At 62.8% G+C, this 21,459-nt stretch carries 40 protein-coding genes; 9 read left to right on the top strand and 31 right to left on the bottom strand.

Features of this window, described 5'->3' with window-relative positions:
* From hisD to EOA49_RS20205, 14 genes are all read right to left on the bottom strand, one after another.
* On the bottom strand, nucleotides 1-977 hold a 977-nt coding region (gene hisD, locus EOA49_RS20260; RefSeq protein ID WP_127243320.1), incomplete at its 3' end, for a histidinol dehydrogenase.
* Between the two features lie 9 nt (nucleotides 978-986).
* A complete protein-coding gene (locus EOA49_RS20255) occupies nucleotides 987-1,418 on the bottom strand; it encodes a DUF2948 family protein (protein ID WP_127240902.1) in 432 nt (143 codons plus the stop codon).
* Between the two features lie 78 nt (nucleotides 1,419-1,496).
* Nucleotides 1,497-2,789, bottom strand: coding sequence for a UDP-N-acetylglucosamine 1-carboxyvinyltransferase (gene murA, locus EOA49_RS20250; protein ID WP_127240901.1), 1,293 nt, complete (start codon nucleotides 2,787-2,789; stop codon nucleotides 1,497-1,499).
* A gap of 142 nt (nucleotides 2,790-2,931) precedes the next feature.
* On the bottom strand, nucleotides 2,932-3,108 hold the full coding sequence (locus EOA49_RS32740) for a hypothetical protein (RefSeq protein ID WP_095802509.1): 177 nt from the start codon (nucleotides 3,106-3,108) through the stop codon (nucleotides 2,932-2,934).
* Between the two features lie 314 nt (nucleotides 3,109-3,422).
* Nucleotides 3,423-4,589 carry a tyrosine-type recombinase/integrase gene (locus tag EOA49_RS20245; RefSeq protein WP_127240900.1) on the bottom strand — a complete coding sequence of 389 codons (1,167 nt, stop codon included), beginning with the start codon at nucleotides 4,587-4,589 and terminating at the stop codon, nucleotides 3,423-3,425.
* A 199-nt stretch (nucleotides 4,590-4,788) separates the two neighbouring features.
* Nucleotides 4,789-5,652 carry a DNA adenine methylase gene (locus EOA49_RS20240; protein ID WP_245460747.1) on the bottom strand — a complete coding sequence of 288 codons (864 nt, stop codon included), beginning with the start codon at nucleotides 5,650-5,652 and terminating at the stop codon, nucleotides 4,789-4,791.
* A gap of 20 nt (nucleotides 5,653-5,672) precedes the next feature.
* Nucleotides 5,673-5,846 (bottom strand): hypothetical protein, encoded by a 174-nt coding sequence (locus tag EOA49_RS32735; protein ID WP_164746802.1) that lies wholly within the window; start codon nucleotides 5,844-5,846, stop codon nucleotides 5,673-5,675.
* Complete coding sequence (locus EOA49_RS20235) at nucleotides 5,843-6,529, bottom strand: hypothetical protein (protein ID WP_127240899.1); 687 nt, start codon at nucleotides 6,527-6,529, stop codon at nucleotides 5,843-5,845. Before EOA49_RS20235 ends, EOA49_RS32735 begins: the two co-directional genes overlap by 4 nt.
* Nucleotides 6,526-6,774, bottom strand: a complete 249-nt coding sequence (locus EOA49_RS20230; protein ID WP_127240898.1) for a hypothetical protein — start codon at nucleotides 6,772-6,774, stop codon at nucleotides 6,526-6,528. Before EOA49_RS20230 ends, EOA49_RS20235 begins: the two co-directional genes overlap by 4 nt.
* Complete coding sequence (locus EOA49_RS20225; protein WP_127240897.1) at nucleotides 6,771-7,031, bottom strand: hypothetical protein; 261 nt, start codon at nucleotides 7,029-7,031, stop codon at nucleotides 6,771-6,773. Before EOA49_RS20225 ends, EOA49_RS20230 begins: the two co-directional genes overlap by 4 nt.
* Complete coding sequence (locus EOA49_RS20220; RefSeq protein ID WP_127240896.1) at nucleotides 7,015-7,257, bottom strand: hypothetical protein; 243 nt, start codon at nucleotides 7,255-7,257, stop codon at nucleotides 7,015-7,017. The genes EOA49_RS20225 and EOA49_RS20220 overlap by 17 nt, the downstream gene beginning before the upstream one ends.
* Before the next feature lie 7 nt (nucleotides 7,258-7,264).
* Nucleotides 7,265-7,711, bottom strand: coding sequence for a MucR family transcriptional regulator (locus EOA49_RS20215; RefSeq protein WP_127240895.1), 447 nt, complete (start codon nucleotides 7,709-7,711; stop codon nucleotides 7,265-7,267).
* 35 nt (nucleotides 7,712-7,746) lie between these two features.
* Nucleotides 7,747-8,322, bottom strand: coding sequence for a hypothetical protein (locus EOA49_RS20210; protein ID WP_127240894.1), 576 nt, complete (start codon nucleotides 8,320-8,322; stop codon nucleotides 7,747-7,749).
* A 152-nt stretch (nucleotides 8,323-8,474) separates the two neighbouring features.
* Nucleotides 8,475-9,290: a glycosyltransferase family 25 protein gene (locus EOA49_RS20205; RefSeq protein ID WP_127240893.1), complete on the bottom strand. Its 816-nt coding sequence runs from the start codon at nucleotides 9,288-9,290 to the stop codon at nucleotides 8,475-8,477.
* A 306-nt stretch (nucleotides 9,291-9,596) separates the two neighbouring features.
* On the opposite strand from EOA49_RS20205, the gene EOA49_RS20200 reads away from it, so the two are divergent.
* A complete protein-coding gene (locus EOA49_RS20200) occupies nucleotides 9,597-9,920 on the top strand; it encodes a hypothetical protein (protein ID WP_245460746.1) in 324 nt (107 codons plus the stop codon).
* A gap of 22 nt (nucleotides 9,921-9,942) precedes the next feature.
* Here the strand turns inward: EOA49_RS20200 and EOA49_RS20195 are convergent, their stop codons facing one another.
* From EOA49_RS20195 to EOA49_RS20115, 17 genes are all read right to left on the bottom strand, one after another.
* Complete coding sequence (locus tag EOA49_RS20195) at nucleotides 9,943-10,164, bottom strand: HTH domain-containing protein (RefSeq protein ID WP_164746803.1); 222 nt, start codon at nucleotides 10,162-10,164, stop codon at nucleotides 9,943-9,945.
* Nucleotides 10,161-10,664, bottom strand: a complete 504-nt coding sequence (locus EOA49_RS20190) for a hypothetical protein (RefSeq protein WP_206520197.1) — start codon at nucleotides 10,662-10,664, stop codon at nucleotides 10,161-10,163. Before EOA49_RS20190 ends, EOA49_RS20195 begins: the two co-directional genes overlap by 4 nt.
* Entirely contained in the window at nucleotides 10,664-11,056 is a 393-nt protein-coding gene (locus EOA49_RS20185) for a hypothetical protein (RefSeq protein ID WP_127239280.1), read from the bottom strand. The genes EOA49_RS20190 and EOA49_RS20185 overlap by 1 nt, the downstream gene beginning before the upstream one ends.
* Nucleotides 11,056-11,235, bottom strand: a complete 180-nt coding sequence (locus EOA49_RS20180) for a hypothetical protein (RefSeq protein WP_127243319.1) — start codon at nucleotides 11,233-11,235, stop codon at nucleotides 11,056-11,058. Before EOA49_RS20180 ends, EOA49_RS20185 begins: the two co-directional genes overlap by 1 nt.
* Nucleotides 11,235-11,450 carry a hypothetical protein gene (locus EOA49_RS20175; protein WP_127239282.1) on the bottom strand — a complete coding sequence of 72 codons (216 nt, stop codon included), beginning with the start codon at nucleotides 11,448-11,450 and terminating at the stop codon, nucleotides 11,235-11,237. Before EOA49_RS20175 ends, EOA49_RS20180 begins: the two co-directional genes overlap by 1 nt.
* Nucleotides 11,450-11,689 (bottom strand): hypothetical protein, encoded by a 240-nt coding sequence (locus tag EOA49_RS20170; RefSeq protein ID WP_127239283.1) that lies wholly within the window; start codon nucleotides 11,687-11,689, stop codon nucleotides 11,450-11,452. Before EOA49_RS20170 ends, EOA49_RS20175 begins: the two co-directional genes overlap by 1 nt.
* The gene (locus tag EOA49_RS20165; protein WP_127239284.1) at nucleotides 11,682-11,891 is read right to left on the bottom strand and encodes a hypothetical protein; all 210 of its coding nucleotides are present in this window, start codon (nucleotides 11,889-11,891) and stop codon (nucleotides 11,682-11,684) included. Before EOA49_RS20165 ends, EOA49_RS20170 begins: the two co-directional genes overlap by 8 nt.
* On the bottom strand, nucleotides 11,888-12,088 hold the full coding sequence (locus EOA49_RS20160; RefSeq protein ID WP_127239285.1) for a hypothetical protein: 201 nt from the start codon (nucleotides 12,086-12,088) through the stop codon (nucleotides 11,888-11,890). Before EOA49_RS20160 ends, EOA49_RS20165 begins: the two co-directional genes overlap by 4 nt.
* Nucleotides 12,085-13,077, bottom strand: coding sequence for a DUF5131 family protein (locus EOA49_RS20155; RefSeq protein ID WP_127239286.1), 993 nt, complete (start codon nucleotides 13,075-13,077; stop codon nucleotides 12,085-12,087). The genes EOA49_RS20160 and EOA49_RS20155 overlap by 4 nt, the downstream gene beginning before the upstream one ends.
* Before the next feature lies 1 nt (nucleotide 13,078).
* On the bottom strand, nucleotides 13,079-13,408 hold the full coding sequence (locus tag EOA49_RS20150) for a hypothetical protein (protein WP_127239287.1): 330 nt from the start codon (nucleotides 13,406-13,408) through the stop codon (nucleotides 13,079-13,081).
* A complete protein-coding gene (locus EOA49_RS20145) occupies nucleotides 13,408-13,662 on the bottom strand; it encodes a hypothetical protein (RefSeq protein ID WP_127239288.1) in 255 nt (84 codons plus the stop codon). Before EOA49_RS20145 ends, EOA49_RS20150 begins: the two co-directional genes overlap by 1 nt.
* Nucleotides 13,659-14,069 (bottom strand): hypothetical protein, encoded by a 411-nt coding sequence (locus tag EOA49_RS20140; protein ID WP_127239289.1) that lies wholly within the window; start codon nucleotides 14,067-14,069, stop codon nucleotides 13,659-13,661. The genes EOA49_RS20145 and EOA49_RS20140 overlap by 4 nt, the downstream gene beginning before the upstream one ends.
* A gap of 2 nt (nucleotides 14,070-14,071) precedes the next feature.
* Nucleotides 14,072-15,178, bottom strand: coding sequence for a hypothetical protein (locus tag EOA49_RS20135; protein WP_127239290.1), 1,107 nt, complete (start codon nucleotides 15,176-15,178; stop codon nucleotides 14,072-14,074).
* Nucleotides 15,175-15,360 carry a hypothetical protein gene (locus EOA49_RS20130; protein WP_127239291.1) on the bottom strand — a complete coding sequence of 62 codons (186 nt, stop codon included), beginning with the start codon at nucleotides 15,358-15,360 and terminating at the stop codon, nucleotides 15,175-15,177. The genes EOA49_RS20135 and EOA49_RS20130 overlap by 4 nt, the downstream gene beginning before the upstream one ends.
* Entirely contained in the window at nucleotides 15,357-15,671 is a 315-nt protein-coding gene (locus tag EOA49_RS20125; protein ID WP_127239292.1) for a hypothetical protein, read from the bottom strand. Before EOA49_RS20125 ends, EOA49_RS20130 begins: the two co-directional genes overlap by 4 nt.
* Complete coding sequence (locus EOA49_RS20120; protein ID WP_127239293.1) at nucleotides 15,668-16,504, bottom strand: hypothetical protein; 837 nt, start codon at nucleotides 16,502-16,504, stop codon at nucleotides 15,668-15,670. Before EOA49_RS20120 ends, EOA49_RS20125 begins: the two co-directional genes overlap by 4 nt.
* Before the next feature lie 609 nt (nucleotides 16,505-17,113).
* The gene (locus EOA49_RS20115; protein ID WP_164746620.1) at nucleotides 17,114-17,731 is read right to left on the bottom strand and encodes a helix-turn-helix domain-containing protein; all 618 of its coding nucleotides are present in this window, start codon (nucleotides 17,729-17,731) and stop codon (nucleotides 17,114-17,116) included.
* A gap of 75 nt (nucleotides 17,732-17,806) precedes the next feature.
* Between EOA49_RS20115 and EOA49_RS20110 the strand changes: the two genes are divergently transcribed.
* The 8 genes from EOA49_RS20110 to EOA49_RS33110 all read left to right on the top strand — a co-directional run.
* The gene (locus EOA49_RS20110; RefSeq protein WP_127239294.1) at nucleotides 17,807-18,043 is read left to right on the top strand and encodes a helix-turn-helix transcriptional regulator; all 237 of its coding nucleotides are present in this window, start codon (nucleotides 17,807-17,809) and stop codon (nucleotides 18,041-18,043) included.
* A complete protein-coding gene (locus EOA49_RS32730) occupies nucleotides 18,012-18,563 on the top strand; it encodes a hypothetical protein (RefSeq protein WP_127239295.1) in 552 nt (183 codons plus the stop codon). Before EOA49_RS20110 ends, EOA49_RS32730 begins: the two co-directional genes overlap by 32 nt.
* Before the next feature lie 95 nt (nucleotides 18,564-18,658).
* Nucleotides 18,659-18,868: a hypothetical protein gene (locus EOA49_RS20100; protein ID WP_127214630.1), complete on the top strand. Its 210-nt coding sequence runs from the start codon at nucleotides 18,659-18,661 to the stop codon at nucleotides 18,866-18,868.
* A 140-nt stretch (nucleotides 18,869-19,008) separates the two neighbouring features.
* Nucleotides 19,009-19,248: a GIY-YIG nuclease family protein gene (locus tag EOA49_RS20095; protein WP_245460749.1), complete on the top strand. Its 240-nt coding sequence runs from the start codon at nucleotides 19,009-19,011 to the stop codon at nucleotides 19,246-19,248.
* On the top strand, nucleotides 19,245-20,147 hold the full coding sequence (locus EOA49_RS20090; protein WP_127239297.1) for a helix-turn-helix domain-containing protein: 903 nt from the start codon (nucleotides 19,245-19,247) through the stop codon (nucleotides 20,145-20,147). Before EOA49_RS20095 ends, EOA49_RS20090 begins: the two co-directional genes overlap by 4 nt.
* Complete coding sequence (locus EOA49_RS20085) at nucleotides 20,144-20,848, top strand: hypothetical protein (protein ID WP_127239298.1); 705 nt, start codon at nucleotides 20,144-20,146, stop codon at nucleotides 20,846-20,848. The genes EOA49_RS20090 and EOA49_RS20085 overlap by 4 nt, the downstream gene beginning before the upstream one ends.
* On the top strand, nucleotides 20,838-21,263 hold the full coding sequence (locus tag EOA49_RS20080; RefSeq protein WP_127239299.1) for a hypothetical protein: 426 nt from the start codon (nucleotides 20,838-20,840) through the stop codon (nucleotides 21,261-21,263). The genes EOA49_RS20085 and EOA49_RS20080 overlap by 11 nt, the downstream gene beginning before the upstream one ends.
* Nucleotides 21,263-21,459 (top strand): hypothetical protein (locus EOA49_RS33110; protein WP_206520195.1); only part of this gene is annotated, 197 nt, incomplete at its 3' end. The genes EOA49_RS20080 and EOA49_RS33110, both read left to right, overlap by 1 nt.

Below are 21,459 nucleotides of genomic sequence, written 5' to 3'. Positions count from 1 at the left end.
GCCGCGATGCGGTCGACCAGCGGCAGCGAAGCCTCGATCGTCGGCACCAGGATCACGGCGCCGAAATCGCGCCAGCTCGCCGCCGCCGTCGCGGCGCGCGGCAGGCTCTTCAACTGGCGCTCGACCGCCTGCTCCACCGCCGTGCCGAATTCGGCATTGTCGGTGATCAGGATCGACTGCGCGGATGCGTCGTGCTCGGCTTGCGCCAGCAGATCGGCGGCGATCCAGTCCGGATCGTTATCCGCGTCTGCCACGACCAGCACTTCCGACGGCCCGGCGATCATGTCAATGCCGACGCTGCCGAACACCTGGCGCTTGGCTGCCGCGACATAGGCATTGCCCGGCCCGACGATCTTGGCGACCGGCCGGATCGTCTCGGTGCCATAGGCGAGCGCGGCGACGGCTTGCGCGCCGCCGACGCGGTAGATCTCGGAAACGCCGGCAAGGTCGGCCGCGACCAGAACCAGCGGATTGATGACGCCGCCAGAGGCCGGCACCACGATCACGATGCGCTCGACACCGGCGACCTTGGCCGGCACGGCGTTCATCAGCACCGAGCTCGGATAGCTCGCTGTGCCGCCGGGCACATAGAGCCCCACGGCATCGATCGCGGTCCAGCGCGAGCCGAGCTCGACGCCGGCGGCGTCCGTGTAGCGGTCGTCCTTCGGCTTCTGCCGCTCGTGATGGGAGCGGATGCGGTCGCGTGCGAATTCGAGCGCCTCGACTGTGGCTGGGTCGGCCGCGGCGTATGCCTTTTCGATGTCAGCCCTGGAGACGGCGATGCCGAGCCTGCTGAGATCGGCCTTGTCGAATTTCAGCGTGTAGTCGATGAGCGCCTTGTCGCCTTCGGCGCGCACGCGCGCGACGATGTCGCGCACCACGGCTTCGACGTCGGCTGACACCTCGCGCTTGGTGGTGAGGAATGCCGAAAAACGCAGCTCGAAATCGGCGTCGGTTTGGCTAAGCGTGATGGCCATTGTCGGTGCTCAGGTCCTGTGAACCGGGCGCGAGGTGGCTTCCCAGGAGCCGCCGACATCGGCGAGCCGCGCCTCGATGCACTCGACGTCGAGCATGATCGTGCCGCCTCCGGAAAAAACCAGCTCGATGATGCCGGCCGGCTTGCTGAATGCGACGAAGCTGACCGCCAAGAGCGACAGTACCTCCGTCGGCTTGTCGCGGGCGATGCCGCTGGTCTTGGCGCCGAGCACGCGGTCGAAATGCAGCACGCTCTGCCGCCGTTCATTGTGCTGGCGCAAGAAGCCGGACCTCGCCTCCCAGACGAAGCGGTTCATGGTCAGCACGAAACGTTTGGCCGCCGGCAGGTATTCGAGGTCGGAGACCTTCATCACGGCGTCCTGGACGTGGGCCGAGATGATGCTCAGATCCTGGTCGTCGAGCGCGATGAGCTTGAGGGCCATGCGGAATGCGCACCTGAAGGTTGATTAGTCAATCTTCTGTTATGCGGTCTTTCCGCTCTGCGCAACCGAGGCGCTTTGTCAGCCCGAAATCCGCTCGATCACCGCGCCGCAGCCGGAAAGCTTCTCCTCCAGGCGCTCGAAACCGCGGTCGAGGTGGTAGACCCGGTTGACGGTGGTTTCGCCTTCGGCGGCAAGGCCTGCGATGACCAGCGACACCGAGGCGCGCAGGTCGGTTGCCATGACCGGCGCGCCCTTCAGCTTGGCGACGCCATCGACGATCGCCGTCTGGCCGGACAGCGTAATGTGGGCGCCGAGGCGGGCAAGCTCCTGCACATGCATGAAGCGGTTCTCGAAGATCGTCTCGGTGATGCGCGACTTGCCCTTCGCCATCGTCATCAGGCCCATGAACTGCGCCTGCAGGTCGGTCGGGAAGGCGGGGAAGGGCGCGGTCGTCACATCCACCGGTGCGATGCCGGCGCCGTTGCGCTTGACGCGGATGCCGGCATTGGTCGGCGTGATCTCGGCGCCGGTCTCGGCAATGACGTCGAGCGCGCTCTGCAACAGGTCGGGGCGCGCGCCTTCCAGCACCACGTCGCCGCCGGTCATCGCCACCGCCATGGCATAGGTTCCGGTCTCGATGCGATCGGGAATGACGCGCACGCGCGCCCCCGACAGCGCCTCGACGCCCTCGATGGTGATGGTGGAGGTGCCGGCGCCGTGGATCTTGGCGCCCATGGCGATCAGGCATTCGGCGAGATTGACGATTTCCGGCTCGCGGGCGGCGTTTTCGAGTACCGTCTCGCCCTTGGCGAGTGAGGCCGCCATCATCAGCACATGGGTGGCGCCGACCGACACTTTCGGGAACACGTAGCGGTTGCCGTGGAGACGACCGTTCTTGGTGTTGGCGACGACATAGCCGTTGTCGACGTCGAGCTCGGCGTCCAGCGCCTGCAGGCCTTCGAGGAAGAGGTCGACCGGGCGCGTGCCGATGGCGCAGCCGCCCGGCAGCGACACCTTGGCCTCACCCATGCGGGCAAGCAGCGGGCCGATAACCCAGAAGGAGGCGCGCATCTTGGACACCAGCTCGTAGGGCGCGGTGGTGTCGACGATGTTGCGGGCGGAGAAATTGATGGTGCGCGAATAGCCCTCCTGCTGCTTCTCGCGCCGGCCGTTGACGGAATAGTCGACGCCGTGATTGCCGAGGATGCGGATCAGTTGCTCGACATCGGCCAGATGCGGCACGTTTTCGAGCGTCAGCGTGTCGTCGGTGAGCAGCGAGGCGATCATCAGCGGCAGCGCCGCGTTCTTGGCGCCCGAAATCGGAATGCTTCCGGCAAGCTTATTGCCGCCGACAATTCTGATGCGATCCATGAAAGAACGTCCCCTCGGCCCGGACGGGCCGGCTTCAATCGGTTGAGTATATCCGGCTCTAGACTATCGGCCGGTGCGGTTCAAGAAATAGGATTTCCCCATGTGTGGACCGAGTGTGATCGGCCAGTGTGGCTGATTTCGGTTAGTCCTTGTGCATTTTTCCAGCAGTCGGCAATCCTTCCGGCCGATCGTCGGGATTGCCATCCCGCCGCGAACGGGCCTGCGCCTTGCGCTTCTGCAGGTTGGCACGCAGCGCCTCGGCCAGCCGGTCCTTGCGCTCGCCGTCGCGTTTTTTCGGCGGATTTGGCTTGTCGTTCATCCCCGGTCCTCGCCGGCGGATAGCCGGCTGTGGTTCAGGCATAGTTAACATTGTGGCGCCGCCATGTCATCGAAGCCTGCTCGCAAGCGGCTTCCACAGCCGCGGCATTCGACACATGCCGCGGCAAAACCGGGCAGCGATTTCGCACGAAGGCATGCGTCGTTTTAAGGTTTTCTTGGCCTTGCGCTTGCCGGTTCGTTATGGCAGAAGCGCCGCCATCGCAGGCTGCGGTAGCTCAGTGGTAGAGCACTCCCTTGGTAAGGGAGTAACCGGTATGGAAACGCGGCTCTTTTCCCAGCAAAACCAGAGCGTTATCACGCAGGCCGTTTTCGGCTGGTGTAAGGTCTCGTAACCACTTTGGTTGCTTTGTCACCAGCGTTTGCCGCCTTGCGCGGTTTCTTCTTCCCAAAAACCTTGTCGATCACGCCTTTGCCCTCGCCGTGGGTGTAGTTTTCGAGGAGGAGCTTTTTCGTTTTCCAGCGGCCCTTGTCGGCCGTGGTGGCGATGTCGATCCCGTTGCGCACGATCATCTCGGTGGCGAAGCTGTGACGGCCGGGTTGATGGGTGCCGAGATAGGGGATGCCGGCCTTTTCGCAGATGCGCCTGATGTCCTTGTAGACCGAACCGCGCTGGATATAGCCGAACAGGCGGGTGTTCGGCTTCTTGGCGCCCCGGCCGTTGTGGCGTGGGCCTGAGCGCCTATTCTTCCAGGGTATGCGGACCTCCCAGGCCGCCAAGCGTTCCCGCTTCCACTGGCGGAGTTCCTGGATCTCGTAGACCATCTCGACCGTCAGATCGGCCTCACCGTCCTCGCCATTCTTGGTGTCGCGGAAAATGACCTTGCGGTTCACCAGGTCGACGTCGGGTGAATCATCTTCAAGCGCAATCGCCTCGGAGACACGGGCGCCGGTCTGGTAAATGAAGAGCATCAAGGCGCTGATCCGGGGGTCATCGCTGTGCTCCCGGAATGTGTCGATGTAGGAACGGTCGACGGCGCGCTTCGGCGGGGTGCTCGGCCGGCGCACGTCTTTGTCCGATTTCTTGAACCCCTTGATCACCACTTCCCGACATTTGCCGTCGTCGGCATTGAGATTGATGACGGCCCGCGTCGGGATGATCACCTGGCGGTTCCATGTCGTATAAGCTGCACCGGGGTAGAGCAGCTTGGCGGCGGCGCGCACGCCCGATCCCGTCATGTCCGAGATCCTGGTGTCGCCGAAATGTTCGAGCAGCTTCTGGATGTAGCTCTCGCTCTTGCCAGCTTCCAGGTAGGCCTCGACGGCTTGCGCGAAGGTGAAGAGGTCCTTCGGGTCGAGGTCCATTTCCTGCTGCGCGCGGACCTCGCGATTCAGACGGACCTTGTTCGCTTTGACTTCGTCAGTTTCGCCAGTGCTCTCGTGTATGCGCTGCTCGCCTTTTCGGGTCGGGACCGATCCCGTGAGCCACCAGAACCGGCCGCGCTTGTAGATGGTGAGCGGCATGACGCATTACCCCATAAAAACAACTCATCGATCTGCCGCGGCGAGATCAGCACCTGCTTGTCGACACAGTAGCAAAGGCCCGCCTTGATTGCCTTCTCGCGCAACGACCTGGCGGACATACGCAACCCTTTGTCGTGAAAACGAGACGACCAGTATTCCGGCGTTTGGGACACGGTCAGCACTTCGGGTGGCTGGTCGTTCATGGCGCGACCGAAAACAGTGGCGTGCCGTGGCCGCCGGCGTGGCGGCCGGCCGCATCGTCGAGCGCGTCGGCGCAGGCCGGATTGAGCCAGATCACCTCGATCCGCTCCCGAGCCCCGTCGGCCAAGGCGTCAGTCTCGAAGCGACGCCAGCCGGGCAGCAGATCATCGTAAACCTTCGACGGGTAGCCCGAGAGCACCACCATGCCTGCGAGCTGGCGCAGGCCTTCAAGAAGCTCCAGATGCTGCTCGTGCGTCAGCTCGTGGCGATAGCCGTTCTTGTTCCGGGAAATGTATTTCGTCGATCGGGTGGCGGGCAGATAAGGCGGGTCGACATAGTGCAGGGTCGTGTGTCGATCGAGCCGCCGCATGAGCGCGAGGGCGTCGGTGTGCTCGATCACGACGCCGGCCAGGCGCGAAGTGAACGCAGGGATGGCCTGCGTCCACGATGCCCAGGACTGCGCCGGCAATGCGCGCCCGTTCGAAAGGTTCGAGCGGAAGCCGGTCGTATAGCCGCGGGTCACCGCATCGCTGCCGTGTCCCTGGAACGACAGGACAATCGTGCGTCTGGCCTGCTCGACGGGATCCTCGCTCGGAGTGTAGGCCTCCTGCAGCTCGAGCCGAGCAAACGGCGTCAATTCCAGAAGTTCGCGCAGGCGTGCGGCCGTCGCAGGATCCCGGAGCACGCGAAAGACGTTCACGCATGCGTCGTCGAGGTCGTTGTAGCATTCGGCCGGTCCTGGCGCTTTCTGCATCAAGACGCTGGCCGCACCGCCAAAGGCCTCGACATAGGCCTTGTGCTTCGGGAAATGGCTAATGATCCATGGCGCTAGGCGCCACTTGCCGCCATGCCAGCGGAGCACCGGCCTTGTGGGTGCAGCGGTCATCCGAAGTACCGCCATATGAGGTGGCAAGCGCCGAACATCACCCAAGTCGCGACCACTGCCCAGAAAGCGTGCTCGGCGTCGTCGACGTCGTCGAAATCGCGGTAGTCACGGCGCATCATCAGCCATTCGTAAACGAGCCATGTCGCAACGATGGGTATCGGCCAGGTCACGGGCGCACCTTCGTCGCGGCGGCAAAGGCCTCGAAAGCATCGCGGTCGCCGACGCTGCACCGGTATTCCGGTTTGACCGGGCCGATTTTGGTGCTGTACCGCCGATCGAGCCCAAGGGTCGCCGGCGCGATCTTCATGCCTGGGAACGTGAACGACACCTGCACCTGGTCCCAAAGCCAGCCCGGCTGGCCGTGGTGATAGTTGACATAGGCGTGAGGGCGCCAATTCGAGTTCTCGTCCTCATCGGTAAACTCGATGCCGGGCAAACGCTTTCTGGCAATGGCCTTGAGGGCGTCGATGGCGCGCTGCTTCTCGGCCTCGGTTCGGCGCCTGATGCTGAGTTCGCGACGATAGCAGCGGGCGCTGCAATAGACCTGGCCCCATTGCGTTCCGATCACACCGTCAAGGTCGAGCCGCCGATCGGCAAGCTCGTCCTCGCTGATACGCATGTCGCAGCCGCTGCATTCGAACCACCAGCCGTAGGCGATCATCACCTTGGCGGGGATCGGCCGGCCGACAAACTCGTCAGCCCATGGGGCGCGACGGCACTGAACGCCGCTGATATCACCGTCCGCGAACTCGTTGGCACCGCGTTTCTTGGCGATGATGTCGTGCTCGGCGAAGAAGATGCCGCCGGTCATCTCGTCCTTTTCCTGGACGGCAAAGGCTCGGAGCGCGCTCATGCGGCCTCCATCATTTCAAAATCATCTTCTTCGGGGGCGCGGGCGTGCGCATCGATGCGGGCGAGCTCGTCCCATTCCTCGCAGAGGTATTCGTATTCGGACTCGTCGCCGTCGAACCAATCGACGCGACTACGCATGCGCCACCGCGTTTCATCGGCTGCTCGCCGAATCTCCGACGGCATCACCCAATCGGGCGGCGTCGTCTTCCAGGCGTCGTAGCTGGCCCATGGATCGCCGAGCATCATTTCGACCTTGGCTGGGAAAGGCCGGGCAACGGGAACGGGTTCGGCACCTTGCCGGCGAGCATCCCGTGGTGCGCCCAATCCTGGGTGTAGTCGCAGAAAGGGCAAATCCAGCCGCGCACCGTCGCCACCAGCGCGCCCGTGTCGCCATAAGCGTCTCGGTGTTCGCCGTCGCCGCGGTTCGGGCAGGTGAAGGGGTGGAGGTGGCCGCACGTTTGATTGTGGGCCAGGTTCTCGACTTGATCAGCGGTGAACGCCATCGGTGGCCTCCTCGACCAACCAGGTCTGCGAATTTCCGGTGAAGCCGAAGAGGCTGTCGCCGGCCTCGATGACGGCGACAGCCCCGTCGCGCACCGCCGCGTGAACAACATGCTCGGGCACGACCTGGTAAGGCCCTTCGAACCACCATCGCCTCTGGCCACTGGAGAAGCCGAGGCGAAGGGAATCGCCCTTCGCAAGTCGCTCAATGACGGCGGCGACTTTCACGGCGCGCCTAGTTGACCGAGACGCGGCTGTGAGAGCGGCTGCGGATCGGGCGCACGGGCGCCTTGGGATGGCGGCCGAGGCCAGAGGCTTTCGCCAACTGCGACCGCGCGGCGGAATAGTTCGGCGCCACCATCGGGTAATCCGCCGGCAACCCCCACTTCGCGCGGTAGGCGTCGGGCGTGAGGCCGTGGTCGGTCATCAGATGCCGCTTGAGCGATTTGAATTTCAGCCCGTCTTCCAGGCAGATGATGAAATCGGGATGGACCGACTTCTTGGGATTGACGGCCGGCTCTTTCGGCGCGGCCGCGCTGACGATCGTCGGGGCGTCGAGCTTGCGGACAGCGCCGTGAACGCTGGCGATCAGGTCGGGCAGTTGCGTGGCCGGTACCGGGTTGTTTCCGACATAGGCTGAGACGATCGAGGCCGTTAGCTCGATGAAGTTCTTGTCTTCCATGCTTACTCTCCGTGGTAGGGGTAGTGTCGTCGAGGTCAGATCGCCTCGGGTCGACCTGGTGACGGGCGCGCGTGCCCGATTGGTGCCGGCGTCTCGAGGAGATCAATCTCCATCATGCCGGGGTAGCAGGTGGGGGAGCGGCGGCGGATTTGCCAGCGCATGGCCGCGACGTTCAGCTGCTCGTAGCCGTGCTGTTGCAGGAAGGCGGCGATTGTCTCCGCCGCTTGGGCCGGCTGCGTCAGCACCCGCTCGAATGACATGACGATGGTCGGGCAGCGGCTCTTGGCTCCGACCGCCGCCATGTTCAATGGCCTCTCGCTCCGGATGCCGGCGACCATCGAGCGGATGCTTCTGCGGTTTGTCGCGACGCCGCTGAACATGGCGGAGACCATCTTCAACTGCGACTTGGCCTGCTCGTGCGGTTCCCGATCGAGCCAGATGACGATGTGGTTGGACATGTCGAAGACGGGGTGTTCGGCCGGCGCTATGAGCTTGATGGCTTGGCCGCGAAGCGCGGCGAACGCGTTCGGGTCGAAGCTGCCGAACATGCTGGCGCTGCCTTCAAAAGCTGGCCATTCGCCGACACAGGGAACGCCGCCGGCATAGAGCATCTGCATCATCAATGATGTCCCGCATCGGCCGAGACCGGCGACGACTATTGCGGGCAAACTGCTCATTGATGTTTCTCTTTGCTACCAATTCGGTTCTTAGAGTAACCATTGTGGTTACAAAGAAGTCAAGCAAAAAAGCCGCCTTTTTTTGATTAGGTCTCGGGCCCGAAAGCACCTGGCTGATCGGCAAACAGGATCACGGTTCGCCAATGTCGGCGCACCCTGTGTCCCAGGCGCCGGAGCGCCTGCAACACCTTTCGCTGCAGCCAGGGCTTTTCCATCAAGTTCCCGGGAAAGCGAGGATCGCTATGCGTAGCGAGCGCCGGCACTTCGATCAGAGGGGAACCCTTGGGATACAAGCTCTGCGTCTGAACGCTCAGAGCCGGGATCATCTGATAGGATTTCAGGCGGTCGGCAATTCCGCATGCGGGGTTGAACGCCACATGGTCGACCGCATCCGAGAATACTCGCGTCAGCGCTAGAAGGCGCAAGGCCGCCGGCTTCGAAAGTATGTACCCTCCGCACCCAAAGGAAAAGCTCCGTAGGCGGGCCAGTTCGAAGCCGTCGCGAAGCGCAAGCACGGTGCGGTCGAGCCACACCCTTCCGACGACTGTCTCGACTTTGACGAGGTCCGCGTCGCCAGGAATCCAAATGGCCTCCCCAACCAGAAACAGACCCGCCCGCGCTGATATCAACATGTCGTCTTCGAAAACGCAGCCGTATGGGTCCTGGCCCGACACGATCCGCTCCCAGCATTTGCGATGGCTCAGGAAGCAGCCCACCTCTTCCGGCGTCATCGGAGCTGCCCCGGGGATGGGCCTATAGACGTCCGAAATTTCGGCATCGGTGAGCAGCCGCCCGTCCACCGCCGGAACTCGCTCAAAGGCTGCTCCGATCGAGTTGAGGCGGTCAGCCATGCGCTGCATTCTGCCCGGGCTGCGGTCCAGGTTGATGACGTAAGATTTCATGGAGGATGTTATTCGACACCAGTTGCGGGTCGATCCCTTACTTGAACCGCGCAACAAAGGCGGATCACGAGTGCTTGAGCCTATTTGTGATCAGGTCTCGGCGCGCCGGCCCCGATGGCGCGCAGGCCTGCCTCGGTGATCCCTTGATTTCGGCAACCCTCCGCCGGACAAGTAGAAAGAGATACCGGCCCAGTATATTAGCGGCACCTAATGCTGTATGATGGCCTTGACGACATCAGTTGCGATTGAGGGGCGGCTCCGTCGATGCATGCGGTGGGGACAAGACGGGTAACCTGCTTTGCAGGCGTGATCGCCACGGCCGCGGCAATTGAGGGAAGTGCGGCGTTGGCACACGGCCCGGATCGTAATTGGGGCTATCCGCCAGCTTGCTGTCACGGCGACCCGCTCACTGGCGACTGCGGAAAAATTCCCAGTTCAACTGTGACGCCCCGGCCCGATGGCTATGTGGTTATCTTACGACCGGGCGATCATCAAAGGGTCACTCATCAGAACCGCTATTTCGTGCCGTACGATGTCGTGATCCCGTCGGAGGATGGTAACTTCCACATCTGCCTACATCCCACGGAAGAAGACGAAAACTGCTTCTTCGCACCACCCGATGCGATGTGATGTTCTTCTATCTTCGCGCGATTCAACCTGTCCCCGGGGCGGGGTCATTTCGCCGCTCGAGTCTCACGTAGCCGAACCCAGGTCCGGACAGGATCTTGTGGCCAGCCGAGCGCAACTGCTGCACGTAGCGATAAACTGTGCGGGTGCAGATGCCGACACGCTCGGCCAGCATCTCGGCCGTAACAACGTCGGGACCGATCTCGGCGAGGAGCTGGTCGCGTTTCTGTTCTCGAATGTCATTCACAATAGCGATCCTTGCGTGCTGGAGGTTGAAGACGGGTCGGCCTTCGGCGGCTGGGGCAGCATCCATTTCGCCGGCGCGACGGGCTTGCCGTTCGGGACCAATGGGACGAGCCGCTTCCAGTCGAAAAACCCTAGCTGGCCGCCGACCGGGATGAACTCGACCGCTCGCGCGTTCGCGATGATCAGCCCCTTCGGGCCGAAGAACCAAGGGCTGTCGAACTCGGTCACGATGTCGACGATGGTGCCGACACCGACGATCCCGCCGCGTGCCAGCTCCGCCGGCGGCGGGCATTGGAAGCCGATTAGCCGGCAGAGCGTGGCGCAATCCGCATACTCTTCGCGCGTCATGCCAGTCGAGGCATGGATGGCGAAGTCGCCGCGGAATTTCAGGCCCGGGTTGCCCGCGCGCCAGGACCGGTTTTCGACCGGCTTCCAGCCCATCATGAGGCAGTGCGCCCAAGGCTGGCGCACCGAGAGAGCGAGCGTCGGAAGGTCTTCCATCATTCGCTCCTGGCGATCAGTTTGGGTTTCAGTTTGCCCTGCTTGGCCCGGTTCTCGACCGAGATCGGAACGCCCGGCCGCAGCTCGAAAATCGTCTGCAGCACCTTGCGCACCTGGTCGGCGCCGGGCGCGTCGGTGGCGAGGATCATCAGCGCCGCGTCGGAGAGCGCCTGATTGATGTTGGCTGCGTTGGCAGCGACCGAGGACGCGGCGCGCATCCTGGCCCGGCTACGCTGCCGAGAGAGGCGGAAATATTCCCGTTTCTGGTCCGCGTTGAGGCTGGTGAAGCTTCCCGGCTTCGGCGCGTTCTTCGCCGTTAGCAGGCCGTAAAGCTTCGCCAACGCCTCGTCGGGCGAAAGTTGCGTTTGGACATGTCCAACTGCAGTTTCCATCACGGCGCCGCCGTCAGCAAAATGCCGATGAGGATCAGCAGCGCGCCGACGAACGATATCACGGCGCCGAAGACATAACCCTCAACCGGGACCCAGCGGCCGGTGATATCGAGGTAGGCGCGCCGTGCGCACGCGCACATCATGAGGGTGAAGCCGACCGTCAGGAAGAACGTGCTCATCATATGCCAGCGATGTTGGTGTGCGTGGTGACGAGGTTCGCGCCACCGTCGGCGCGACCAGGATCCGAGGCGGCCGGCGCAAGCCGGTAATAGTCAAGCGCGGCTTCGGCGACGGCGCACTCAGCCAGGTCTTCGACGGTCCGACCTTTCTCTGCCGAAATGGCCTTCATGCGAGCTGAGGTCAGCTCGTCGACATATACCGAGATGATCGGCATCACTCGCCCCCCTCGCTGCGATCGCGCTTGCGCGCCTTGGTGATCAGCACCACCTCGCCGTTCGGATAGATCAACTCGACTTGCTCGTTGCGGCTGATGCCGTCGAAGATCGTCATCAGCTGGGAGGTCAGGGAAACGTTCGCGCGCTCCAGCAAATCCATCTTCGCTTCCGTCTGCGCCTGGGCAATGCGCAGCTGGAGGTCCGAGATCCTGGGCGGATGCGATACTTCGTTAGGCATGGTCAGTCTCCTCGTTTACGTCTTGGGTGAAGGGTATGAAGCCGCAGCTCGCCTTGAAGCCGATGAAGGGGTGGTCCACGAGATCCCAGGCCACCTCCATGTGGCAGGCCCGGCACTCCTCCATGTGATCCATGCCGAAGCGGGTTGACCTGGTAGCCGCGCCTTTGCAGGCCGCGTTGCGCGAATCCGGCTCGCTCGTCATCGCTTCTTCACCACTTCGAAGGTGAACACCCCGTCCACCACCTTCATGGTGAGGTTCGAAGAGCCGGTGGAATCGATCTCGGCCACCGGCATCTCGACTTTGTTGCCAAGACGGCGGACCAGGGCGATGATGAGCTGGCTCTTCATCGCCTCGATCACCATCTGGTGCTCGTAGGAGAGGTCGTGGATGCTGGTCATGCCGCCACCTGCGGCCGGGCGTTGTGCTCGACACCGTCGAGAAGGCGACCAGCTCGGCGCTTGCCGACCTTGTCCATATCCACGCCGGGGCCGCCGCCATCGTTCGCGTTGCGAACGTCGGTTCGGGCATTTGGCCAGACAACAACCTGCCCGGTCAGTGAGCCGTTCGACTTGAACTCATGGCGAGCCCACTCGCCGTTCTGCTTGTGATGGTAAGGGATACCGGCGCTTGCGCATTGGTCGCGAAGCCTTCGGAACCACATCGGATGCGTGGGCCGAGCCCGGTGCTCGCCCTGGTCGGTCTCTCCGCCGGTTATGGCCCAGCCGAGCGGCGGCAGGTTGATTGACGGCGCGCCGAGCAGTGCATTGAAGGAGACGATGCCCGTGGTGACTTCGGGCCAGTCGTCGAACCTAGCCGGCCCTTCATGGATGACGATCCGCGTCGGGTCTACCGGACCAAGCAAAGGCTCGAAACTGGCAAAGGTGAATGCCGGCGCAAGGTCGCGCGCGGCGCTGGCCAGATGGAAGAGGTTGATTGCCCGCGCCTGATCCTCGACCGTCGTGCCGATCGCCGCGTTGCTTGGCAGACCGCCGCAGGCTTCGGACATCTTGACGATGTTCTGCGGGCGCTTCGTGAGGAGCAGCCAGACGAGGTTCGGCGTGGCGCGAATGAGGTCGAACAGGTCGGCTCGCCACTCGAGATCCCACTGGTTGTCAAAGACATCGGCCAGCGAGGCGCAGAACACGAACGGTCTCGTCCCTTCGGCCAGCGCCTTCTTGTTCCACTTGATCGGCTGATGCCAGTTGCCGGCCGACGTCCGGACTCGAGTCCCAGGACCATGGCCCGGCGCGCCCCATTCAACGCGGCCATAGCGCTTGTCCATCAGAGCCTCGGCGTAGCAACCGTCGCAGGCCGGGCTGACCTTCATGCAGCCTATGACCGGATTGAAGGTGTGGTCGCACCAGGAAATTGCAGTGATCTCACCCATGTCAGGATCCTCCGCCCGCGAGGTCGGCAAGGTCCATCATCACCACCTTGAGCCGGAGCGATGCGTTGGGGCCGATCTCGAGCTCGACCCGCTGGACCTTGGAGACGTCGACACCGGTGGCTGCGACCGCGCGCAGGTTTCGCTGCACCGATTCCGCCTTGTCTTCGGCTACCTCTTTCTCAACCAGCGCCAGTGCCAGGCTAAAGCCGGGGACGCGCTGGAAATCTGGCACCTTCTTGAGTGCTTCCAGAACCTCGATCGTTGCGATGTATCGCCATACCGATGCAACATGATTGGGCTCGGTGATGTCGATCAGTTGCGGGTCGTCCATTATGCTGCCTCCTCGTCGGGCGTGCGGTCGGTGTAGGGCGCGAAGCCCCGGAACTGGATGCCGGTGTGCAGCAGCTCGCCCCACTCACCCTCGCTGTCGCGGTAGATGATGCGGCGCTCGCCATAGGCGGCCAGACATTGCTCGACGACGCGCTCGGCATCGTTGGTCACGCTCGGCAGGTCGGGCCTGCAGCGGTCCACGATGAAGACCATACCGGGCGTGACGGCGAGTTCGGTGTAGCTGGCGCGCTTCATCGGAAACCTCGCTGGAGCTTCGGAAAGGGCCGGCTCGGCATCTTCCGTTTCCGCTTTGTCTTTCCGGTGCGCCCCTCGAGTCGCTTGGTCTTCGCGATCTCCCGCTGGTCGACGGGCGTTTTGACGCCATGCGTCGGCTTGTTCAGCGCGACGATGTTCTCCAGGCAGCACGATGGCGGGATGGTGTCATGCGCTACCGGATCCCAGCGCCGCCGCTGCAACGCCGGATCGTGGTCGAACTGGACCCCTTCGAGCGGGTTGAGCCGCGCGCCGCTGGGCTCCTTGCCTCCCTGGCGCACGACGATCTCAAGCTTCTCGCGAACGCTGAGCGCGCGCGGCCGCCAGTTCTCGGGCGGACCGAGCACCTGGGCGCCGTGGTCGGGAAGGAATGCGATCCGGCCGGCCATGATCAGCCCGCGCTCGGCGGAGTGAGCGCAGCCAGCCGCCGCGCCTTAATCTTGTCAGCCAGATCGCGGCTGCTCTCGTCGTCGTGGAATTGAGCCTCGACATCGAACTCGGTCCAGATTTCCTCCACGGCCGCGGTCGACTTCGCGCCCTGCAGGGCGATCTGGAAATCCTCGAAGAACTTGCCGTAGTCGAAGGCCTCTGGCTTCTCCTCCTCGGCCGCTTCGGCTCCGTCGTGCATGCCCTCGACGTCCTTGTCGAAGCCATTCTCGGGGATGGGGTCGATGGCGTCGAGGCTGGGCACCGGTGGCGGCGATGGCGGGGTGAGCCTCGCCTTGGGTGCGGGTTCGTCCTCGTCGTGCTCAATCAGTTCGCCGGCGATCTCGCGGGCCTCGAACTCGTCGCGGACGCCGCCGAGCACGTCGCCAAATAGCTCGCGCAGACAGAAGCCAGCAGCGCGCCATTGCTTCATCCGCTTGGGATGACGGAACCAAGAGGAATCGTTGGGGACGTCGCCCCACACCTTCTTGCCGTCGATCCAGGTGGTGCCGCGACGGGTCGGGCGTTCGTCCCAAAGGCCGGCCTGCTTGGCATCCGCGACCGAGTAGGCCACGACCTTCATTTCGCCAGTGTCGGCGCGCACCGCCTTGCACCAGCCGATGGTCCGCTCGTCGACAGTGTTCATCCCTGCGACGACGTCTTCGGAAAGGCCGAGCCTAAGGAGGGCCTCTTTCGATGCGTTCTTGAGATAGCCAAGCTCCAGCGATTTGGCCCGGCCCGACTTTCGAACGACGTTGATTAGACCGTCGCCGTAAAGCGCCGGCTTGCCGCCGATGACCGTGAAGGACCGCAGCGACACCATGGGCGGCAGGCCGAGCTCCGCGCCGGACATGATGACGATGGCTACGGCGCTGGTGCCCTTCTTGCCCCAACGCTTCCAGGCGTCGTCGCCGGCATCATCAGCCGGCTCCCGACCGACAAGCGCCTGTGGCGCCAGACCGGCCTCGACGATCATGGTGGCGAGACGCCACGTTTCCTCGATCGACTGAGGGATGATGGCGCTGATCGCGCCGCCGACCATAAGGGCCGGTAACTGTGCCCGTTCGTTCATTTCCGATCCTCGGGGTTGAAGCTGTTGGCGCGCCACGTCCGGCGCATTTCGTCCTGCTCGATCCGCATGTCGTTCCAGGCGAACCAGAAGGCGGCGGGGACTTCGCGGAAGAGCCGCCGGCAAGCGGCGCTGAACATCACAGGAAGCCAGAAAATGACGATGGCAACGCGGACCAGGCTCATGGCTTGTCCACGTCGTCGAAGATCGACCGGTTGCCGTTCTCGTCGAGCAGCGTTCCGTCGGGCGACCACTGGTGCCGGCCGTTCGGATGCTTGGCGGCGCGCTGCTCGTCGGTGCGCACGTCGACTGCGAGGATGGCCGTCTTGGCGGCGTCGGAACGATCCTTGATCTCCGCGACCGTGACGGACGTCTCGCGGCCGCGAACAGGCACCATGACGCGGGAGCCGACAGCCACGTCGAAGGCACCGGCGAAATAGTCGTAGGTTTTGTCGCTCTCGCCAAATTTGACGGCGACGATCTTCTGGTCGGTCATGCTGCCCTCTTGTCTGGAACCCGCTCCATGCCGGCTGGCAGGGCGCCGTCTTTGTTGCGCGCGATGCGGTTGGCGATCTTCTCGACCGCCTCGCGCACCTCCGGCTCGTCTTTCAGGGCCATGACCAGCGCGTCGTAATCGGTGATGTTCGCGACCCAATAGGTGTGCAGGGACATCTTGGCGCCGGTCCTGCCGGCGAAGACCGGACGGGCTTGTGCCTCACGTGCAGCTTGCACTGCACGCTCGCTCAGCCGCTTGGCCTCCGCCTCGGCTTCGATCTGCAAGGCCTCCTGCTCGCTCTCCTGCGCGAATGAAGACGCGATGCCGGGGAAGGTGCTGGCTTCACGCCGGGCCTTCTCCTCCTCGACCGAGCGCGCTGCGTCGGCCGCCCGCTGCTCAGCCGCTTCTGCCTCGCGCCGAATGCGATCGGCGTCCTCGCGGGCCTTGCGCTGGCGATCCTGCTCCTGGCGGTCGAGTTCTTTCAGCCACGCTTCACCATGCTTTTTGAGCTTCTTGGCGAGGTCCCTGGCATCGGTGCGCAGATCGCGCCATTTGTCGTCGACCGCGTTGCCGCCGTCGAGCCAAGGACGCTTCTCGACGTTGAATTGTTCGTCGGCCTTGTTGGCGATGCCGGCGAGCCGCTTTGCCCAGACGCCCGCCTGATCGGCCTGCTCCTGGGTGCTGATCGGCTTTTTCAGGAAGCCCTCGACCGTTTCCTTCTCGGCGGCCAGTTCAAGGGTCAGGTCTTTGTGCAGATCGCCGGTCTTGGCCGGGAGGTTGTGTTCCCTCGAAACCGACGGAGGCTCATCTGGCCAAGGCTCGCCGGCCAGCACCGAATGATAGAGCGCTTCGGTGATCGGGTTGCGGCAAGCATAGTTCCAGACCCTATGGGCCTCCGCTTCCTTGCCGCCCTGCAGGCAGATGACATTGCCCGATGCGTCACGCCAGATGGCAACAGGAACCAGGGGCGCATCCTTGAATGGACGGTTCCTGAAAAATCCTGACTCCGGGCTGTCGGCAGAAGGGGCGAGCAGGAGCAGCTGATCGTGGGTCAGCTCGCGATATCCGCCCGCCAGTTTCAAAGCCTGACGCCACCATGCATATTGGTCCGCCGTCATCCGTCTGTTTCCTTTTGTGTTACACGTGAAACCATTTTGGCAACACAATGGGCGCGACGAAGCGGTCGCGGGGCGCAGTGCTGCTTAGATTGGGAGAACCCGGCCGGGCTGGTGCGGGCGAATGGTGCGGGGGGTCACACCGGCCCGGCCGGGAACACGCAGATACTCAACACATGACCGCGAGGCATGATGGTAAAATACAACCAGGGGCAACTGGGCCATCGGTCTAGCGATCCTTCTGCGTGAGTAGGATCGTAACCGATTTGGTACGTTTTGCAAGTAGTGTACCCAAAATGGTTACATCTCAGGCAAAAAAAATGCAGATCAGAGTGTGGAAATCCTCAGCCGGGCGCGCCCGATGACCTTCAAGTCCTTCGGCTGGACGGTTTCGTTGACCGCCGCGGGGTTGTCGCTGTGGACCTGGACGGCGCCTGCCGTCGTGGGCGAAAGGTAACGCCACTGCACCGCGCCGGCGATCTCTAGGGCGAAGATGCCGGGTCGATTGGGGATGTTGTCGTCCAGATCGATCACAAGCGCATCCCCTTTGGCAACAATGCCATTGGCCTGGTAGGCGTCGACCATCATGAACCGGAGGTTGTGGCCCGTTGAGTTCGGCAGCATGCGGGCCAGAAACTCAGGATCCAGCACGAGGCCTGGCGTTTGATTTTTGCCGCCGGCGATCTCGAACACCTGGTTGAATTTGCTGACGTCAATCGCCGCAAGCTCCGGAAACATAAGCTCTTCCGGCCTGACATTGAGGTGCGGCGCGATTCGCTCCGCCCATTTCAAGGTAAGCTTCCGGCCGTTTGGGCCATCCTCTTCCTCGAGGCGGCCCATCTGCGGCCTTGTGGTGCCAACGCGACGCGCCAGCTCGGCCTTGGTGAGCCCGGCTTTCTCCCGGAAGTGCTTAATTCCATTCGCCATATCAGTGCGGTAGCTCAAAACGCTTTCCTGCGAAACTGTGCCAGATTGGTTACAAACCTTGACGTGTAACCAAATTGGTGACAAAACCCGCCCATGGAAAACCTGCATCAACTGACGAAATGGCGTGAAGAACGCAATCTAAGCGCCGCCGAGGTGGGCCGGATGATCGACTGTACGCGGCTGACAGTCGATCGGTACGAGGCCGGCCGGATGCCCAGGCAACCATATCTCGACCGCATCGTCGTTATGACCGACGGTGAGGTGAACGCAAACCATTGGTTGGGCAGGGAGGCGGCAGATGTCGTTGCACGGCGCCCGGCTTCGGCTTGACCCGAGATACGATCAACACGGTTCCTCGTTCCGTCCGAAGTTGGTCGGTGCGTTCAACAACTTCCCAAGCCGCAACTCCAAGCGGTTTCCAGCAATCATCGTCGTGGCCCATCGGCATTCCCCTTGCGGTCGTGGCGATGATGGCGGGGAAATTGTTGGATGTGTCCGACAAGGCATCCGAGAATCCCGATGGGTCGTCGTTCCTTCTCCTGTTTTTTGTGAGGAATCGATGCAGGACATTGCTGCAGAGCTACAACAGGTGGTGTTCAAAGCCGCCGGAACTATCAAACCAGGCATGGGCATCAAAGCTCAGATCAACGCTGCGTGTGACGCGCTCGGCTACCCGCGCGGCCACTGGCGGGTGAGGGATGCTTGGTATGGCACCGCTTCCAACTGGAACGGCAAAGCCATCTTCGACCTCCTCGGCCGCTACAACCGTTTGTGCCAGAAGGCAGGCTCCAATGTGGAGCCGGTTAACGAACCTGTAGCCGTCATCGCGAAAGCTTCGAACAGAGGCTGACTTTGACGGAGGTGTGATTTCCTCCGCCAATTACTTCCGCCTTAGGTCCGCACGCAATGTTTCAAGTTGAAACATTCCCAGGAGGTTTAATAAAAATGAAGCAGACTGACGGCGGACAGACGGTAAACGGTGAAGTAAAGACAGTTATGGCTGGGTTTTGCCAAACAGCAAGAAGCATTGGATCGGCTGCCGCCGAGCGAAGTGCAACTGTGCATCTCGTGGCAGCAGCGGCATATCTGGGAGAAACCGTCGGTCCTTCCATGACTAAACAGATCCTGTCGGCGGTATTGGCCTCGATAGGATAAGCAATGAACTACCAGATTGAACGGCAATACCATTTGTAGCTTGTAGGATTGCCGCTCCTCGCAGTTGAGAGAGCGACATGACGATAATTCGTAGGCATTGCCCGAGACCGATCCGCGAGGATCCGAGCTTCGTGTATGTGATGACGGCTGAGCACGGCGGGGTAAAGATCGGGATGTCGACCGATCCCACCCGCCGCTGCAAGGTCGTCAATCGCAACAAGGCCATCAAAGCGGTGGTGGTGTTCCAGCGGCATTTCGCAGACCATCAGGACGCTGAGCGGCTCACCCACATTGCCCTGGCCAAATGGCGCCTGTCTGGCGAGTGGTATAGTTGCCCGGTCGAAACCGCGGTCGCGGCAGTTGAGGCACTGCCAGCATGAGCCATGCCGCCACAAATTGGGCCATAACCCAGCGCGGGCTCAAACCTGCCACGCGCATCGTCCTCTGGCATCTCTGCGACCGCCACAACCCCGACCTTGGCTGCTTCCCGTCCCAAGACAAGCTCGCCTATGACTGCGAGATGTCGCGCTCTGCGCTCAATGAGCACCTCAAAATCCTGGAGCTGACCGGCCTAATTCGCCGGGAGCAGCATATCAACCCCCGCACCAAACAGCAGGAGAACACGCGCTATCGGTTCGCGTTCGAGGCCGATTTCGTCACGGCACAAGATGTGGTGGAGCCGAGTCCGGAATCTGGACACGGGGCCGAGTCCGGAAAAGAGGGCGAGCCGTGTCCGGAAAATGCCTATAGCCGAGTCCGGAATCCGGACTCTAACCCTGTAAGGGAACCAGTAAGAGAACCTCCAGGGCGCGCTGACGCGCCGGGCGGAGGGGATTTCGATATGCTGTGGTCCTCATGGCCAGAGAAGATGCGACCGGACAGCCGGGAAGCGGCTGCGAAGACGTTCGCAAGCCTTGAAGCTGACGGCAAGGCGCTGGCGATTGCGACGGCGGAGACCTATCGAACGACCATGATCCTTCGGAAGGAAAAGCCCCTGATGATCCCCTTCCTGAAAAAGCAGCTCTTCCTCGAGTTCCATGGCGCGCCACCCATCGACAAGGATGGGGATTTCGTGATCACGCCCGAGCGGCCCGAGTGGGGCGCATGGCTGGGCTCGATCCGCCGCCACTATGGTGAGCCGGGCGTCCAAAGCACGATTAAGTGTTGTCGCATCCTACGCAAAACGCGGTGGCCGAGCAATCTTTCGCTTGCCCAAAGTGTAACCAAAATGGCAACATCTGGAACCGGAACGGATACTGCTTCGGCGGATCGGGCATGATGAAGATGAAGCGCCTTTTTCTCGATACGCCCGCCGAGCTGGAGAAGCGGATCGACCGCTTCATCGAGCACATGCGGCATGCCGAGGACATCTTCTTCACCAAGAACAAGCGGGGCCTGCCCACGCCGCGCGACCTGCTCTGGATACTGTTTGCCGACGCCGTCGACACGGCCCGAAACATGCCCGACGTCGAACGCCGCATGGTCTCGAAGGTCGGATCGGCTATGCCCTCGTCGCGAGAGACCGAGCATCAGGCCTATGTGCGTGAGCTGTCGCGCATGGCCGACGGGATGCCACAGTACGACAGCACCGAAGTTCGCATCGTGGTTCACCAGTCGGCCGCCGATCGCATGGTCGACATCATGGACCTTCTCCGCTTCGTGCGGGCAGGGCGGCAAGGGCAGGACGCGCAGCGCTACAAGCGGACTTTCCTGGCGCATGCCGGCGGCCACGGCGTCGAGTTCTGCACGCGCGTCTGGGACCGGCATCGCGTCGAGGTCATGTCGAGGCAGGCGCTGCACGACGTCAAGAGCCGGGTCCTCGGCCAGATCCTGGTCGGCATCGAGAAGGAGTTCGGCCTGGTTCGCACCAGCCGTAGTTTCCGGCGCAAGACCGTCCGGGAAATCGACCAGCTTCGAAGGGAACGCAAGCGCGAGGAGAAACGTCGCCGGCGTGAGGAGCAGGAAAACAATGCCGGTTGACATCGCGATGCCGCGCAACCTGGTCGATCGGCGCAAGAACGCCGGCCATGCCGCGGTCTGCGCCGTCGGCTTCGAGGCTGACCCGGGTGTCTTCCGGCTCGCGACGGCCGAGAACATCGAAGCGCATCTCCCCCAGCTCCAGCCCGGGCGGTGGGAGAGGCTGCATTTCGCACATGTCGTCTGGACGCCGGGGCTCGCCGTGGCGCGCACCATCGTGCTGGGTGCCGAGCGGACGCTCGCCAACTGCCATCTCGGCCAGCATTGGTACCGGGCAAGTCTCGACGTGCTTCACGGCCTGATCCTGGCCGAGGCCGCATCCCTTCGGTCCCCTATCTGGTCGCAGTCCGAGATGATGCACATGCTCAAAGGTCAAGCCATTCGCGCGGCCGACCGCTTCGCGGCGGGGATCGTCTGATGTTCCCGACAGCCGACCAGATTGCCCTTGCCATCGTAATGGCCTGCCGGCCGCACCGAGAGGATCCGTTTGCGGTGTGCTCCGGCGAACTCGGTATGCGGGCGCGCCATGTCGCCATGGAAGCCTTGATCATCGCCTTTCCTGACGCCCGTCGAGTTGGGCTCGGCAAATGTCTCGCATATGGCACTCGGCGCTC

Origin of the sequence: Mesorhizobium sp. M1A.F.Ca.IN.020.04.1.1, assembly GCF_003997315.1 — a bacterium.
Lineage (GTDB): Bacteria > Pseudomonadota > Alphaproteobacteria > Rhizobiales > Rhizobiaceae > Mesorhizobium.
This window is presented reverse-complemented; position numbering and strand designations above follow the sequence as displayed.